Here is a 16,936-nt window from a genome sequence, read left to right as displayed (position 1 = left end):
TCAAAACGTTGGGCATATCAACTGTTGTTTTCGACCAGCACCTTAAGGTTTTCAAGGCCCATTTCGAAATCTGGGCCAATCATACTATCCATCATCAACGCGAAGTATTTGTTTACTGGATTATTGTCGACCGAACCTTCATCTCTCCAGGTAACTATAGAACCATCGACTGTAGATTCTATTTCGACCACACCGGATGAGCCCATGTCAAAATCAGGAAAATATAAACGATAGAGAACTCGTTTGTTGTGTTCTAATTGCGTGATTTCCATCTCGCCATTCCCTTCCGTTTCACTTATCCATTCCGAACGCATCCCGATAGCCCTATCTGGACCAGAATAATCAAGCTTCATGTTTGGATCGCGTTTAAACCACACTCCCCACTTCTGCCATTCTTTTAAATCAACGACATACGGATATATCTCAGAAGGTTCGGCGTCTATGCTAACTTTCCTTTCCACGCTGTACTCATTTGGAATAAAAAAGCTTGTAATTACAAACAATAGAATTACAACACCAACCACCACTAAAACTTTCTTTAATGCTCCCATCTGAGACTCCACAAAAAAACAGTCATTCAAATATAACATCTAATTAACAATTGTCACTTAATGTCGTAATTAACGTTCCAACGAAATTATCGTTAGATAGACACCCAACCATGTATTTTTAACGCAGTTATAGGCGTTTCGGCGTAGTAGTACCTTTTGTATGTTCGTAATTTTAGTTGGGTGTCTCATTAAATATGAAGATATACGTAGTTTTAGTTGGGTGTCTTTCTAGCTCCTTCTAATACCCTCTAACTCCGTCTTCCTCCTTGTGATAGTGGATACCTCGACTATGCTTTATATGTATGAATTTTATGATGGGTGTCTCGCTTAAGCCTTCTTTTTTACCCCTTAGGGAGGAAGGTCGATATTGCGATGGGTGTCTTGTTTAGATAAATCCTAAAGCAACAAAAAATTTCAAAAATTAACCATTTCATCACAAAGCAAGAAAATCGCGCTGTTATTATAAATTATCTTGTGTAATATGGGTTTAGGTTATCAGTAAAGCCTGTTCAGTCGGGCCTTTCATGCATAGCGCAATCAATCGCAACACCTCGTTTTCTTTTTATATTTCTATCGATACACAGTTGTCGCTTTTTTACAGGAGTTTTTAGGAAATGGCAGATCAAAGTTCTCGTTACATCAGTAACCTTACCCGCGATACATATGCGCTTATTTTAGCTGGGGGGAAAGGTTCAAGACTACACGAGCTCACTACTTGGCGAGCCAAACCGGCGCTTTATTTCGGCGGTAAATTTAGAATCATCGACTTTCCACTATCAAATTGTGTTAACTCAGGCATTCGAAGAATTGGCGTCGTGACACAGTACAAGTCTCACTCCTTAATTCGCCACTTGGTCAGAGGTTGGGGGCACTTTAAAAAAGAACTTGGCGAATCAGTTGAAATTCTTCCCGCGTCTCAACGGTTTTCCGACAGTTGGTATGAAGGTACCGCCGATGCTGTTTTTCAAAATATCGACATCATTCGTGATGAGCTGCCAAAATACGTTATGATCCTATCAGGTGACCATATTTATCGTATGGACTACGGTGACTTGCTCGCTAAGCACAAAGAGTCTGGTGCTAAAATGACCGTATCATGTATGTCAGTGCCTCTAGAAGAAGCAGCAGGTGCGTTTGGTGTAATGTCAGTAGATGAAAACTACCGTATTAATGGTTTTGAAGAAAAACCTGCCAACCCTACCCCGCTTCCGAACGACCCCACGCGCTGCCTAGCCTCTATGGGCAACTATGTATTCGACACCGAGTTTTTGTTTGAACAACTGCGAGTAGACTCTGAAAATATGGGTTCTCAGCGTGATTTTGGTAAAGACATTATTCCATCGATAATAGCTGACCACCCGGTATATGCTTACCCATTTGAGCAAAGTGGCGGTGACAACGCTTATTGGCGTGACGTAGGTACAATTGATTCGTTCTGGGAAGCCAATATGGAGATGGTAGCTCCTGTACCTCAGCTTAATCTATACGATAGAAAATGGCCTATTTGGACTTATCAAGAACAATTACCACCTGCCAAGTTTGTATGGGAAGACCACGACAGACGAGGTGAAGCTATTAATTCTGTTGTCTCAGGTGGCTGTATAATCTCTGGCTCTACCCTTCGTTCTTCTATTTGTTTTTCTAACGTAAGGGTGCATTCATACGGTCTTATTGAAGATGCCGTCATCCTTCCAGACGTTGAAATTAAACGCCATTGTAAGTTGAAAAAGGTGATTATTGATCGCGGCTGCGTTGTGCCGGAAGGAACGACCATTGGTTACGACCACGAACAGGATAAAGCACGAGGCTTCCGTGTCTCAGAAAAAGGCGTGGTACTTGTAACGCGTGAAATGCTTGGGCAGCCAGTGGGTGGGCTAAGCGCCTCGAGCAAACAGAATTAATAAAGGTTTTAAAAGCCTACAAGATTGGTTTTGGCGTTGCACGCCAAAACCAATCTCAAGCCAGCTAGCCTTAAAATTACTTAGCCAAATCTATTTGATCAACAAGCCAACCCTGCCGTTCAATCCGCCTCATTGTTCCACCTTGTAAGGGTTTGCTCAATGAAGCTCGCTACTGCTTCAGGATGCTCTAACGGGAACATATGCCCCCCATTTAATACCGCATGTTCAATTGCATTATGCTTCATCAGTCGCGAGTACATTTCAGGTTTACATACATTGCTGCTGCTACCCGTCGCCAATACTGCGGGGCACTTTAGCTTTCCTTTGTATTTCCCTAGGTTATGAGGCACGTTGCGGAATAAATCAGCTTCCACGTCAGCCCGAAATGTTAGTGAGATATTGTCTCCCTTACTCTCTGTAACAGACTTCACGTAGTCACGTACGCATCGTTTATCCATATCTCTAAACAGTGCTTTGCCATGAAAGTACGCAACCATATCGGTATTGCTTGGCCAACGTGTATTACGCGTTTGTGCAAGTTTTGCAGGCGTTAGTTTATTAATTAAAGGTGTATGTTTCGCAAACTTAAAGAAGTAACTCAGGGGGCCAACCACTAGCGGCGGGTCGAATAAAATAACGCCCCTAAATAGCTCAGGCGCCTCACACGCCGCCATGTAGGTAATTACGGCTCCAAACGAATGCCCTATACCGTAAACACCGCGCGGATCTTTATTTTCGTTCTTAATATGTTTGATGAGTTCGTGAACCTGATTGCGCCAGTTGCCATTTACGGGAAGCTGAGGGTCGTGCCCGAATCGCTCAACGTGCAAACGGTTGAAGTGGCTGGGTAACGCCGAAAACATTGCGTTATAGCTTCCTGCAGGAAACCCGTTCGCATGGGCAAAATGAAAACTCAACTCTGACGAGGACACCTATACACTCCTTCACACTCAAACAATAAAGGGGCCTATAATCAGCCCCTTACCATGAAAGGTCGATAATACTACAAGCCCCTAGATTCTGCCATTTCCCAATCTTTTACAATCTTAGTGCTTGTCCATAAGAACACTGCAATTGAAATGGCGTAAGGAACTACTAGGTAAATCAAAGCTTGCCTTAGCGCTTCAGTCTCGCCTAAGGACGGCACCAGCGCTTGGCTTATAATACCGGTAAGTGTAGGTCCACCGCCTAATGCGATTATATTTAAAACAAAGAAGAAGAGTGCCGTCGACATCGCCCTTACGTTTATTGGCGCAAGGGTTTGTGCCATTGCAAAACTAGGCCCTAAGTAAGAGCCACTTGTAAATAACAGCAGCGCCATAAGCCCAACCGACAACCACAAATCTTGAACTTGTAGCGATGCATAAAAGGCAGGCACACCGATAATAAGCGCGATAGCTGGCAACAATGCATAAGCTTTCTTATTATGCTTGCCCCATCTGTCAGCTATATAGCCACCTAACCACACGCCCAATGCGTATGCAGTACCGTTGATGATGCCAAATACAATGAGAAGTTGTGTAATATCTAGCCCTGCAAATGCTCGTACGTAGTAATCAATGACCCAAGTCGATATTGCATAGTTACCGAACGAACCAAATGAAATACCCAATGCCATTCCCCACCACGTAGGTATTTTTAGCAGCATTTTCAATGACGATTTAACACTCGGCTTATTCGCGTCATCTGCACTTGGTGTAGAAACTGTTCTAGCAGGCTCTTTTACCGTCAACTTCAACAAAATGGCCAATAAAACTCCAGGTATACCCACGCTGTACATTACCGTACGCCAGTCGGCAGATCCGCCTTGTAGAAAGAACGCTGAGGCAAAAAACGCCAGCATTACACCAAATGGAATACCCAAAGAATAAATGGCCAGAGCACCAGCGCGTTTTTCTTTAGGGAAAAGGTCAGAAATAATACTGTGCGATGGTGGGCTGCCACCAGCCTCTCCAATACCTACACCAATACGAGCTATAGCGAGTTGCATATAGTTAGCTGCCAATCCAGATGCTGCAGTGAAGCCACTCCAGAGCGTTAATGATATTGCGATGATATTTACTCGGCTATAACGGTCTGCAAGCCAAGCAATTGGGATACCCATTACGGTATAAAGTAGCGCGAAGTAGATGCCTTTAAGCCATCCCAACTGGGCGTCATCTAACCCCAGATCGGCTTTGATAAAGGGCGATAATATTCCGATAATTTGCCTATCTATAAAGTTAAAGGCATACACTAAGGTTAATATGAACAGAACGTAATTGCGGTAACTTCTAGATGTTCCAGTTTGGTTAGCCGGAATACCTTCAACGTGCGTATGGGCCATAACAGTCCTTTTGAGTGACGATAACCCAGTCTACGCATCTGGTAAAAAAATAAACAACTAATTGTTACTTATTTGTTAACATAACGAAAATTTCTAACTCAGGCTTTTCGTTCCACAGCGCTTAATGTACGATGACACCCACTTAACTCATCAGACCAGACAAGCCAATATGACAGTAGATGAATTACTCAATATTCCTCAATTATCACAGACATCGGAAAATACCTGGAAAGTTGACGGGCTAGTCATTCCAAAAACCTGGGGGCAAGGACGAACGGCGTTTGGCGGCATTTCGGCCGGCATGCTATATACCGCTGTGAAGCAGCAGGTAACTGATAATCGCGTATTACGCTCTTTTACTACTAACTTTGTTGGCCCTTTATCCCTCGAAGCCCCCTTTTCTATCGAAGTTACCCTATTAAGAACGGGAAAAAATGTCTCCCAATATACTGCGCATGCCATTCAAGACGGCAAAAGCTGCGTTTTTTCCCAAGCTTGCTTTGGGGTTGCTAGAGAATCTGGTATTAAGGTAGAGAATACCGAAAAGCATGATATGCCTTTGCCTAATAAGGCGAAATTTATCCCACAAATACCTAAAGTTACGCCAAAGTTTTTACGTTACTTTGACTTAGCCATTGAAGATGGCGGCATTCCTTTTACGCGCAGGAAAACAAGCCACTACCACGGTTTCATGCGGTTTAAACAAGCACCTGCGGCGATAACTGATGCGCACATTATTACCATGATTGATGCCTGGCCGCCTACGCTATTGCAAATGATGAAATTGCCGGCACCGGCTAGCACGGTTAGCTGGAATTTAGAATTTATCCACCCGCATAAGCCGGTAAGCCCAACTGATTGGTTCGGCTATAAAGCCCATACTAGGCAGGCAGCTGACGGTTACGGTCATACGGAAGCGACAATTTGGGATAAAGATAACGAAGTCATAGCAATTAGCAGACAAACCGTAGCGGTTTTTGATTAATCGCTACGGCATTAGCTATGACTAAAGGCGTTTAGCCTTAATAGAGCATAAACGCGTTAGGATTAAACAAGGAAATAACCGAAATACATTGGAGGTTAGTTATATCTAGCGCGTCTTCCAAATCGTCGCGATTAAGCGATAACGCCTCGTGCATCTCAGGTTTTAAATTGTGATAGCTTGGATAAATTTCTGGATTTACGTTATCTAGCGCCAGCACGTAAGAAAGCTGTAGGATTTTATCTTCTACATTCGTTTCCACGTCTTCGCCTTTGTGAATACTGGCAATAGGCGTATAAATCGAACTAGGGATATCCCATTTCTCGATCAGTCTTGCCGACAGATCTGCGTAAGTAAACCCTAATACGCCAAATTGAAGCTCTGCGGGACTTACCCGTGCATTAAATGCCTGACAGCGGGTTGCCGACTCGGGCATAAGCGAAACGGTAACTAGCTCTCCAATATTGTGAAGTAGCCCAGAAACGAAAAGTCTTTCAGGCTCTCTAATATTGCGCATATCGGCAAAATACTTGGCTAATAACCCGCAAGAAACGCTTTGTTCCCAGAACTTGTCTAAGTCTATTGCTTGTCCATTTACTTCACTAAATGCCTGACTTACACCATAGGCCAATGCTAAGTCGTAGGTTGAGCGGGTCCCCACAACCTGGATAGCACGTGTTATCGTGTCAATTTTATTGGGAAAACGATAGAGTGCTGAGTTTGCCACTCTGAGTAGCTGGGTAGCCAATGACGGGTCGAAAGCAATGATATCGCCAATATCGTCAATGCTTGAAGCTTCATCATCCATACAAGCTTTAAGTCTCGTTACCGAGTCTGGTAAAACAAAGAGGTCTTCCGCTTTCGAAACTAATTCATCTAAATTCATTCGTGCACTCTCTTCAATGCAATCTTTGACATTGTTGTGTTCAAGGCACCTCCATTCGCCATGAGCTTCATTAAGGTATAGGCGTTAAAACTAAAGAGGTCAATTAACATCACCTAGTAAAAAAGTATGATTTCTTTATTAATCAGAAAGTTAAAAAACTCTTAGAAAAGTAATTATTAATTGATGTTCCTATATAAGTATAGGCTGTTTTTCCAACCCTGAGCATTATCAATTTTGGTAATACCCTAGACTACAAGACACCTCTGTAGTTCCTCGAACATGCCGGAACGTCGCGTATTATAACGGGCCGCTTGTTTTTACAAACCTAAAATTCTTTTTCAAAGAAAAACTTAGGGTAATTACCCATAAGAATTAGAATTTCTAAGGCAGAGCCCCTTTAATTAATGACGTGAGTAGTTTTGTGATAGCATTTGCCGCAAAATAACCGTGCAGTTCAGGCACATTTTTAAATAAGAGTTGTAACCCATACCATGTTAAATGTTGTTGTAGTCGGCTATGTATGGCCCGAGCCAAATTCCTCAGCCGCGGGGCAGAATATGCTCTCTATTATCGAGCGTTGCTTAGCCGCTAACTTCAACGTGACATTTTTAACAGCTGCCACCGATAGCGAGCACAAAGCCGATCTTTTAACAATGGGGGTAAATGTTCAGCCTGTGGCGCTAAACTGCAGTTCATTTAATACTCTTATTGCAGAGATTGCCCCAGACGTGGTTATTTTTGATCGCTACATGACTGAAGAACAGTTTTCCTGGCGAGTAAAAGAAGTTTGCCCGAATGCACTTAGAGTACTTAATACCGAAGATTTACACAGCCTTCGCCAAGCAAGACATGAAGCTGTAAAAAAGCATGGCGACGCAAGCCTAGCGCATTTACATAGCGAACTGGCCCAAAGAGAAATTGCTTCGATTATTCGAAGCGATCTGACCTTGGTTATATCAAAAAAAGAAATGGCCTTATTGACTGAACACTACGGTGTACCTTCAGCGCAACTTCAGTATCATCCTCTTGTAGTTGGCCGTTCTATTAGTTCTCCCCCACCTTTTGAGCAGCGCTCGCATTTTATCCATATTGGTAACTTTCGCCATGCGCCAAACTGGGATGCGGTGTTGCAGTTAAAGCAGTATCTGTGGCCTTCTATCAAAAAAGCATTACCCCATGCTGAATTGCATATTTACGGCGCTTACCCTCCTAAGAAAGCAACGCAACTTCACAACGAGAAACAAGGCTTTTTAGTGAAAGGCTGGGCGAACGATGTTGAGTCTGTAATGATGAATGCTAGAGCCCTTATTGCTCCCTTACGATTCGGCGCGGGGATAAAAGGAAAATTGCTTGATGCGATGCGCTGCGGCACGCCTAGTATCACGACTTGGATTGGCGCAGAAGGTATTGCTGAAAATAGCCTTGATGTAAATAGCGACATTAGCGCAAAAGTAGAAAACGAGATTAACAACCTGCAGTCTGCACAATGGCCTGGAGCTCTATGCGATGCTGATACTTCTAATGCAGCCGTTATTCGGGACTACGTCGAAAGGGCCGTAGCGCTGTATGAAGATGAGAAGGTATGGAGTTTAGCCAATAAACACGCGGCTAGTTTGCTAAACGAATTTAAACAGCAGCAGTCAGAGGTGACGCTTATTGATAGAATAAGTGAGTTAAACCAAGGGCTAGATAAACATAGAGATGCGCTGTTTATGCAAAGTTTGTTGTGGCATCAAACGCTTGCAGCAAGTAAATATATGAGCCAGTGGATTGAAGCAAAGAACAAGTAGAGGGGCGAGAGGAAAGTGCCTACACGCCCTTCAACTTTGCTATCACTGACTTTATTCCGTTGCCTCGCGACTGACTTAGATATCGCTCTAACTGGCAGCGAGACAAGTAACTTTCGAAGTCAAAACTTTCACGCTGCGCTTCGGACAAGGTATTGGCTTTTTCAAGTAATACTGCAAGTACTCCCCGAATCACCTTACTTGGCGAGTACGCCATTATGCTGCCTTGCTCCGTTGAATATGCCATCCACACAGGGCTCTCACACCCCTCAACTGCTGTGTCTGAAGTGCGTTCATCTAGAGGGAGTGGCGTTGAAGATTTACCCGCTAACATAAGTGTGCGAGTGAAATCATCCCACCCTTTCGAAGCGGCAAGCGATGAAGCTAAAGGAAGCAAAGTTTCATCCGAATTCATCTGCTATAAGCCCAGTTTAATTGCCGTTTAGTTCGGCAGCTAAATCTTCTGCAGTCATAACTAAGTTTTCAACGTCACTTGTTGTTGGAAACATAACCAGTTCCACACCATTTTTTGTAAGACCAGGTAGCCAAGTTTCTGTAAATTCGTCCAATTCAACACTTACGCATTGGCCTTCTATTTCATTTATGTCTACAAACTTTTGCGCCAAGTCGCGATGTGGGAATACGGGTAATTGAACACTCTCGCCGCCTTCGAACATAACAAAGCCTTCACTGCCCTGTATCATCCATATTTCTTTTGCTTTCGCTACATAGCTAACAACAAGCTCTTGTCGCTCTTCAGCGCTTAGCTTCATCGCTTGCTCAATGACCGCATCGCTCAACTTGTCCGCAATGGTTTCTGGAAACACGTTTATTCACCTATCTCAAAATTTGGGGCAAGTATACCCGCACCAGCAAAAGGCGCAATGCAATAGTCACCAAAACCTCTCTTACAAAGACACCCATGCTAAAAGCAACATAACCATCCTTACAAAGACACCCACGCTAAAAGCACCAAAACCATCCTTACAAAGACACCCACACTAAAAGCAACTAAACCTCCCTTACAAAGACCCCCATGCTAAAGCAGCATAACCATCCTTACAAAGACACCCATGCTAAAGCAGCACTCAACCTCGTTAAATTTAAATTATCTAGCTTTTCTTCAATTCACTACCGATTACAGAGACACCCATGCTAAAGTAAAGCCAAACCGATAATGACTACTAAGCAACGACGCCAAGATACTTAAACCATGCGCAACCTTTTCACTGCCCTTAAGCAAGACACCCATGCAAACCACGATATTTTGGAAAACACCTTCCCTTTTTCCATCTATCACAAAGACAGTTTGTTTGATGAAAAGGCATACCTCGCTATTTTAAAGATCATGAGTATGTTCCACCAAGCCGCGGCAAACGCTGTTCAACAAGCTGAATTTGAAGTTCCTGCCCTTGCAGCAGTTGCTTCGATGATAAACAGTGGCGTCATTCAAGATGCGCTAAATCGAGACATTATTGCGCTTACCAGAGATTCACTTACCGAAGACACCCACGCTACAGGTACATACACAGACCAGGCTTACAAAGACACCCACCACAACAAACCATCTATGCCATACAGCAGCTCGCCCACCAGCCAAGCTATTTCAGCTATATACGTATGGCTAGGGTCATCGATGGGAGCGAATATCATTGTTCGTAGGCTAAATGCCATGGAGCGCGATATTCCTACAAACTATTACCAAGCAATGGCTGGATGTGCGAAAGCATGGGTGTCATTCAAACAAGAAGTCGATAGGCTACTCCCTGAACTCGATTTAGAAAATGAAAGCTTTGTTGCAGATGCAGTTAAAGATGCGAATGCATGGTTTGAATATTTGATTTCATTAGCTGATGCTGAAATGCACAACAACACTAATAAGGCGGTTGAGTTTAGCTAGCATAGCGCTGTTAAGAACAAAGGCGATTTCTGCCATAGGCAGAAATCCCGCGGTAATTCGCCTTAATCACATTCCCTGCCATCACCTGGCGACGATCAAGCTTCCTAGCTATAAATAAACTTAATCCAGCCAATCGACTGAATGCATTAATATATCGGTAGTTCTTCGTTAAGCGCTTGCTGAGTTTCTGATAGAATCAACGTAACCTCGAAACAACAAAAATATAAATATGAAAGTAATCTCATTTAATATAAACGGCATACGCGCCCGCTTGCACCAACTACAAGCGGTTATTGACGCTCACCAACCAGATATTATTGGCTTGCAAGAAATTAAGGTTCACAACGAGCAGTTTCCAGTAGAAGCAGTGGAAGCCATGGGCTACCACGTTTATTTTCACGGGCAAAAAAGTCACTACGGCGTAGCGTTTTTAGCAAAGAAAGAAGCCCTTTCTGTTTCTATGGGTTTTCCTACCGACGAGGAAGATGCACAGCGTAGAATGATCATCTTGAAAACCACTGATGAAGCTGGCGAACCTGTCACTATCCTTAACGGCTATTTCCCTCAAGGTGAAAACGAAAAGCACGAAACGAAATACCCTGCTAAGCGCAAGTTTTATAAAGATTTAATGACGTATTTAAACGAGAACCACACGCCTGATGAAAACGTCATTGTGATGGGCGATGTGAACATCTCTCATACAGATTTAGACATTGGCATTGGTGAAGAAAACAAAAAGCGCTGGTTGAGGACAGGCAAGTGTAGCTTTTTACCGGAAGAGCGTGAATGGTTGAACACACTTATCGATTGGGGTTTTGAGGACAGCTTTAGAACTCTCAACCCTGAAACTAATGACAAGTTTTCGTGGTTTGATTATCGCTCAAAAGGTTTTAACGACAACCGCGGCCTTCGTATCGACCTAATACTGGCTACAAAAACTCTGCATTCACGTCTGCACGATGCTGGCATTGATTATGAATTAAGAGGCATTGAAAAGCCGTCCGACCACGCTCCAATTTGGGCTGAATACAAAAAGTAGTTGGCCGTTAGCGTATAAAGTAGCCCCATATAAGGAGTACCAGTGAGTTCATTACAGTTGTTGGCATTGCTAATCTATGGCGCGTTTATGTTAGGCGCGGCTAAGCACATCGACTTTACTCACTTTGCTCGCAATAAACAGCAGCAACACCTTATGTTCGGCACTGCTGCCTCTCTATTTGTGCTTTGGTTGTTTAAAGCAGGGATTTTTGAAGGCTTAGATGTTCATTTTCTAGGCCTTTCTGTACTCACCCTCATGTTAGGCTTTAGAAATGCAATTATTGCCTCTTTTATCGCGCTTCTGGGGGCAAACCTGATAGGTTACGGCACGTGGGAAAACTTCGGTGTTAATGGTCTGCTTGGAACTATTTTACCAATTGGAACAACTTACCTTTTCTACATGCTGTCTTTCCACCGTATACCCAGACAGCTGTTTGTATATATTTTTGTGTGTGCCTTTTTTCCTGCCGCACTGTCAATTGCTTTGAAAACATTATCATTGGGCGCCTTTTACTTTTATGAAGGTATATACACATGGGACATCGTTTTCGATAACTATATTTTACTCATTCCGCTATTGGTGTTTCCAGAAGCGCTTTTGAACGGAATGGCGATAACCCTACTCGTTATTTACCAGCCAACGTGGGTGTACACCTTCCACGACAAGTTCTATCTCGACAACTGATCTTTTTACCTTCTTTCGTCACCTCACTTATTTAACTTATTAAACTAAAAGTTAATAAGCTTTTCTTGATTTCAATCTATCATTACAGTGTGAAGTTGAGTGGTAGAGCTAGATGAATATTCAAACATTCGCCTTACAATGCGGCAGTACTGCGAGCGTAACATCGCAACTGGAAAATATTTTGTCCGATACAAGGCCTTCATTACTCATTGGTTACGGTAACACCGACTTACCTCTTGAAACGCTTGCATCGACCATTAACGATACAGCGCTACCATTTTTTATCTCTAGTTCTTGCTTAGGCGCGTTGCTTTGCGATAACAACATAGCCTCGCCCACTTGTGACTTAGCTTTGTTCTGCATTAACGATGAGAATGGGGCCTTCGGTGTAGGCAGCGCAGATATAACTGATTGCAGCCCATTTAAAGCGGGAGCAACATCCTTGCAGAAAGCATTAGCAAACGCAGAGAGGCCATACGAAAGTCCAGCCCTTATCTGGTGTTCGCTCCCCCCTGGCAATGAAGAGAGAATACTCGAAGGTTTTGCCAGCGTAGTAGGAACAAAGGTCCCTATCTTCGGGGGCTCAATGGCAGATAATACTGTTTCAGGCAATTGGTGCACAGCAACAAATACGACCTCTGGGCCTCAAACCGTTGCCGTAGCCGTCTTGTACCCCTCAACACCTTTGGGCTTAAGCTATAGCTCTGGTTACAAACCAACTGAGACGGTATTTAGAGCCACTACAGCTCAAGGCCGACAACTTCAACAACTCGATAATGGTAAAGCCAGCACTATCTACAATAATGCGACTAATGGCCTAATTGCGGACCAGCTTAACGGCGGGCAAATATTAGGACTTACTTCATCAGCCCCTTTGGGCAAGCCAGTTGCGTTGGACAATGGTGCGGTTAACTATCTTCTCTGTCATCCCGACTCGGTAGACAAAGATGGTACTCTGAATGTTTTTTCCGAAGTACAAGAAGGCGAAGAGCTGGTTTTAATGGAAGGAAATATTACAAGCCTCACCTCTCGTGCAGAGCGTGTTATCAATAATGCAATCATGCTGCTTCCGGAAAACAAAACGCCCGTTGGCGTATTGATGATTTATTGCGCCGGATGCCGGTTAATGGTTGGCGATGAGATAAATGCTATGTTGAACTCATTACAAAAAACGTTTCCTTCGTTACCTATTTGTGGCCCATTTACGTTTGGCGAACAAGGGCGCTTTTTAGACGGCAAGAACAGGCACGGTAACCTTATGATATCAGCGGTAGTGTTTTCTCAATGAATAAAGACTACGAAAACGTTTTAGAAGATCTGGCCCTTGTTTATCGCTTGAAGCAACAAGCTGAGGCTCATAAAAAGGAAAGCGATGCCTTGCTAGAAGGCACGCGCGTGCTGCTTACCGCTGAGGATGAAACAGATCTTTATAAGAAAATGTTTAGCGTTTTTAAAGGGCTTTACAGCTACGAAGTATGCTTTGTTCTTCAAAACGAAAGTGCGGGCAAAATGAGGTGTATAAATAGCACGCATGATGCATTATATGATACGGTTTGGAAGATAGACGACACCCTTTCTAGGGCGGTCAAAAGTGAACCCGTTGCATTGTTTAATGTTCAACAACAGCCTACTTGGCAACAGCACCTGCCATTATTTGAAACTCCAGTCACATCGGTACTCTATTGCCCGTTTAAAGTACATCAGCAGCAGGCCGTTATTGTGTTTTGCCATCAATCTCTGGGTTACTACACCCAAGAATACGTAGACATGGCCAATAGATACCGCACCTTTACCGAGCAGATGGCAATGGGGATGCAGGCCAAATTAATGACGCTGGAAACCGTAAGGCTGAAAGAAGAAAAAGCCAAAGTGGAAAAAAGCCTTATCGATTCTGAAAAAATGGCTTCTTTAGGGTTATTAGCAGCAGGTGTAGCCCACGAAATAAATAATCCGATAGCGTTTATCAATAGTAACATTCACTTTTTAAGAAACGTATTGCCCGCTTTATCTCAGATGCAGGACATAGTGCTGCAGTTGGCATCAAGTGCTAGCGATAAAGAAAGGTTAGAAATAGCGCAAAAAGCAATACTGTGGCAATCGCGCAATAAGATTGATTCACTAAGTGATGAAATTGCAGATATTTGTGGGGAGTCCGAGGAAGGTTTAAACAGAGTCACTGACATAATCACCAGCCTTCGTTCTTTTTCTCATGACGCCGACATTCCTGATGACGAAACTATTAATGTAAATGACTGTATTGCGCATGCCTTAAGGTTAGTTAATAGCGAATTAAAGCACCGCATCAAAATACACCAGCGCTTGACCGAAGTCCCGCTAATTAAAGGTAAAACCGGAAAGTTGAATCAGGTGTTGGTGAACCTTTTTGTCAATGCTGCGCAAGCGATGGATGATGGAGACAAGCTAAGCATTTCGTCCTTTGAAGAAGATAACCATACTGTTATCACCATTAAAGACACAGGTTGTGGTATTGAAAAACACGCTCTGCAGAAACTTTTCGAGCCGTTTTACACTACTAAACCTACAGGTAAAGGAACTGGTTTAGGTCTTTATATTTCTTTTTCTATTGTTGAGGCCATGGGCGGCACTATTGCCGTAGATAGCGAGGTTAACGTGGGCACTACGTTTACGCTCTCGTTTCCAACGAATTTAGCCAATAAAAAAACCGCACAATCGTGCGGTTTAGATACGTTCGACAGCGATTCGTAATCGCTACAAAAGCTATATGGCTGTTATTTTTGGAATAAGATGTCCATAACGTCAGCTAACTCGCCCTTTCCTTCGCGGATCTCTTCTTCGGATAGACCTGCGATTTCGTGAGGAAACACTAGCCATTCATCACTTTCGTTTACGTAGTAATCTGGCACTATATCAGTAGTGTTGTTTTGAGGCTTATACCAAGGGCACGCAATGCGAATGTCTTTTGGCATGTTCAAGCGCATAAGCTTGTTAATTTGCTTGATAAGCGCGTCAACACTTCGGCCAGAGTCAAAAACATCATCAACAATCAATAACTTGTCGTCAGCGTTGGCATTTTCAACCAAGTAGTGTAACCCGTGCACACGGATTTCTTTCGACTGCTTATTGATTCCATAGTAAGACGAAGTACGTACCGCGATATGGTCGGTTGACGTATCTTTAAATTCAAAGAATTCTTGAACTGCGATACCAATTGGAGCACCACCACGCCAAATACCAATAATAAAGTCAGGGCGGAAGCCGTCTTCATACACCTTTGCCGCTAAGCGAAAGGAATCCTGTAGAAGCGATTGCGAGGTGATAAAATTCTTGTTCATGACGTCTCACTGAGCAAATTTTAAAAGACCGCGAGTATAGTGAATTTCACGGTCTTTTGCACGGTAAATTCAACTATTTATTCGTTTTGAAGAGCCTGAGACGGTGCAATTTTCATCGCTTTGCGCGCAGGATAAACGCTGGCTAAAACGCATAACAATAACGACAGCAAAGTAATGCTGATAATTTGCACTACGTCCATTTCAATGGGCAGCCCTCTTCCGTCAGCCGCTAGCGCTAACGGTGAACCTATTGCATCTAAAATATTATTTAGCTGAAGGGTTATAAAGACACCCAAGATAAGCCCAAAACCTGCTCCTTTTATGCCATTAAATAAGCCATTCAATACAAAAATCCACATTACCGTACTGGGCAACATGCCTTGAGTTTGAAGTACCGCAATATCGCCCTGCTTTTCGGTGACCACCATTACCAGTGCAGACACTATGTTAAATGCAGCTACAGCGATAATAAGAAGCAACATGAGTGTCATCATGTTCTTTTCCATTTTTACAGCATCAAACAGCGGTCCCTGGCGCTCCCGCCACGTTCTAATATTATTTACAGAGACACCCACCCTATCTGTTAACTCATTCACCACCGCTTGGTAGTTGAACGCATCATCCAGGAAGAGACGCAATGATTTTTTACTGCCTTTGGGGTCTCTCATTAAGCGATTCACATCATCAAGGTTCATGTACATTACCTTGTCATCCATTTGCGAGCCCATATCGAAGACACCCACTACAGTCACAAGCCTCTGACTTGGCATTCTTCCAAACGGAGTATAAACACTGGCCCCTGCAACCATAACTCGGAGCCTGTCGCCTACACGTGCTTCAAGCTTTATAGCCAGCGAACGGCCAATAATAGCGGCGAAACTACCTTTAGTAAGGTCGCTAAATCGGCCTTGCTCCATATGGTTTGCAACTAAGGTGTGTTCAAGCATCACATCTGGCTGAACACCGTGGACCTGCACGCCACGTAAATCTGAGCGCGACTGCACTACGGCTTCAGCTTCTCTGTAATCCATACTGGCAACCACGCCTTCGATGGGTGTCATGCTAATTTCATTTTGGGTGGGTGTCTTTGCAACTTCTTTTTGGGTGGGTGTCTTGCTAAGGCTGTTTTGCATCTTTAACGTGGGTGTCTTGCTTAGGTTGCCTGACTTTTGTTCTTTTTGCGTGGGTGTCTCTGTAACTTGTTTTTGGTTGGGTGTCTTGCTAAGGCTGTTGCTTGCAATGGGTGTCTTTGTAATTTCGATATGCGGGACTATGCCTAGTATGCGCTGTTTTAACTGCCCTTCTAGGCCGTTCATAACTGATACGACAATAATAAGCGCCATCAAGCCTAGTGCGATGCCGGCCACTGAGAATCGGTTTATAAATGAGACAAAACTGGTTTGGCTTGCTTTGTTAGACTTGGCATAACGATAAGCAATGAATGCAGAAAGAGGATAAAACATAGCGCCTAGCTTTTCAGTAATACGGTAATCTGCCTTACATTTAGCTATGCTTAGTGAATAAATAATTCAGATAAGTAGCCCAAAGGCGAGATGACGGGTTAAC

16 protein-coding genes are annotated in these 16,936 nt (G+C 43.4%); 8 read left to right on the top strand and 8 right to left on the bottom strand.

Translation table 11 applies throughout. The features are described from left to right. Positions 1-17: 17 nt before the first annotated feature. A complete protein-coding gene (locus tag IW644_RS03170; RefSeq protein ID WP_269916370.1) occupies positions 18-551 on the bottom strand; it encodes an SRPBCC family protein in 534 nt (177 codons plus the stop codon). A 614-nt stretch (positions 552-1,165) separates the two neighbouring features. Here IW644_RS03170 and glgC point away from each other — a divergent pair. Next, the gene (gene glgC / locus IW644_RS03165) at positions 1,166-2,452 is read left to right on the top strand and encodes a glucose-1-phosphate adenylyltransferase (protein WP_179983097.1); all 1,287 of its coding nucleotides are present in this window, start codon (positions 1,166-1,168) and stop codon (positions 2,450-2,452) included. Positions 2,453-2,571: 119 nt separating this feature from the next. Here the strand turns inward: glgC and IW644_RS03160 are convergent, their stop codons facing one another. Beyond that, positions 2,572-3,384 (bottom strand): alpha/beta fold hydrolase, encoded by an 813-nt coding sequence (locus IW644_RS03160; RefSeq protein WP_269916369.1) that lies wholly within the window; start codon positions 3,382-3,384, stop codon positions 2,572-2,574. Positions 3,385-3,455: 71 nt separating this feature from the next. Next, a complete protein-coding gene (locus IW644_RS03155; RefSeq protein WP_269916368.1) occupies positions 3,456-4,778 on the bottom strand; it encodes a spinster family MFS transporter in 1,323 nt (440 codons plus the stop codon). 169 nt (positions 4,779-4,947) lie between these two features. On the opposite strand from IW644_RS03155, the gene IW644_RS03150 reads away from it, so the two are divergent. Beyond that, positions 4,948-5,763 (top strand): acyl-CoA thioesterase, encoded by an 816-nt coding sequence (locus tag IW644_RS03150; RefSeq protein ID WP_269916576.1) that lies wholly within the window; start codon positions 4,948-4,950, stop codon positions 5,761-5,763. 37 nt (positions 5,764-5,800) lie between these two features. Here the strand turns inward: IW644_RS03150 and IW644_RS03145 are convergent, their stop codons facing one another. After that, complete coding sequence (locus IW644_RS03145) at positions 5,801-6,646, bottom strand: HDOD domain-containing protein (protein ID WP_269916367.1); 846 nt, start codon at positions 6,644-6,646, stop codon at positions 5,801-5,803. 491 nt (positions 6,647-7,137) lie between these two features. Here IW644_RS03145 and IW644_RS03140 point away from each other — a divergent pair, with 491 nt between their 5' ends. Further along, complete coding sequence (locus IW644_RS03140) at positions 7,138-8,436, top strand: glycosyltransferase (RefSeq protein ID WP_269916366.1); 1,299 nt, start codon at positions 7,138-7,140, stop codon at positions 8,434-8,436. Positions 8,437-8,455: 19 nt separating this feature from the next. Here IW644_RS03140 and IW644_RS03135 read toward each other — a convergent pair whose 3' ends face one another. Then, positions 8,456-8,848, bottom strand: a complete 393-nt coding sequence (locus IW644_RS03135; RefSeq protein WP_269916365.1) for a SufE family protein — start codon at positions 8,846-8,848, stop codon at positions 8,456-8,458. A gap of 16 nt (positions 8,849-8,864) precedes the next feature. Beyond that, the gene (locus tag IW644_RS03130) at positions 8,865-9,260 is read right to left on the bottom strand and encodes a DUF2750 domain-containing protein (protein ID WP_269916364.1); all 396 of its coding nucleotides are present in this window, start codon (positions 9,258-9,260) and stop codon (positions 8,865-8,867) included. A gap of 386 nt (positions 9,261-9,646) precedes the next feature. Here IW644_RS03130 and IW644_RS03125 point away from each other — a divergent pair, with 386 nt between their 5' ends. The 5 genes from IW644_RS03125 (at position 9,647) to IW644_RS03105 (ending at position 14,783) form a co-directional block, all read left to right on the top strand. Beyond that, positions 9,647-10,333, top strand: coding sequence for a biliverdin-producing heme oxygenase (locus IW644_RS03125; RefSeq protein WP_269916363.1), 687 nt, complete (start codon positions 9,647-9,649; stop codon positions 10,331-10,333). A 229-nt stretch (positions 10,334-10,562) separates the two neighbouring features. After that, positions 10,563-11,372: an exodeoxyribonuclease III gene (gene xthA / locus IW644_RS03120; RefSeq protein ID WP_269916362.1), complete on the top strand. Its 810-nt coding sequence runs from the start codon at positions 10,563-10,565 to the stop codon at positions 11,370-11,372. Positions 11,373-11,414: 42 nt separating this feature from the next. Further along, positions 11,415-12,056, top strand: a complete 642-nt coding sequence (locus tag IW644_RS03115; protein WP_269916361.1) for an energy-coupling factor ABC transporter permease — start codon at positions 11,415-11,417, stop codon at positions 12,054-12,056. A 112-nt stretch (positions 12,057-12,168) separates the two neighbouring features. After that, entirely contained in the window at positions 12,169-13,344 is a 1,176-nt protein-coding gene (locus tag IW644_RS03110; protein ID WP_269916360.1) for an FIST signal transduction protein, read from the top strand. Then, the gene (locus IW644_RS03105) at positions 13,341-14,783 is read left to right on the top strand and encodes an ATP-binding protein (RefSeq protein ID WP_269916359.1); all 1,443 of its coding nucleotides are present in this window, start codon (positions 13,341-13,343) and stop codon (positions 14,781-14,783) included. The genes IW644_RS03110 and IW644_RS03105 overlap by 4 nt, the downstream gene beginning before the upstream one ends. A 23-nt stretch (positions 14,784-14,806) precedes the next feature. On the opposite strand, the gene IW644_RS03100 is transcribed toward IW644_RS03105, so the two are convergent. Both IW644_RS03100 and IW644_RS03095 read right to left on the bottom strand, forming a co-directional pair. After that, positions 14,807-15,370, bottom strand: coding sequence for a phosphoribosyltransferase (locus tag IW644_RS03100; protein WP_118489551.1), 564 nt, complete (start codon positions 15,368-15,370; stop codon positions 14,807-14,809). A 77-nt stretch (positions 15,371-15,447) separates the two neighbouring features. Then, positions 15,448-16,833, bottom strand: a complete 1,386-nt coding sequence (locus tag IW644_RS03095) for an FtsX-like permease family protein (RefSeq protein ID WP_269916358.1) — start codon at positions 16,831-16,833, stop codon at positions 15,448-15,450. Between the last annotated feature and the right edge of the window lie 103 nt (positions 16,834-16,936).

It is taken from the genome of Alteromonas sp. PRIM-21 (assembly GCF_027563165.1).
Classification (GTDB): domain Bacteria; phylum Pseudomonadota; class Gammaproteobacteria; order Enterobacterales; family Alteromonadaceae; genus Alteromonas; species Alteromonas macleodii_A.
This window is presented reverse-complemented; position numbering and strand designations above follow the sequence as displayed.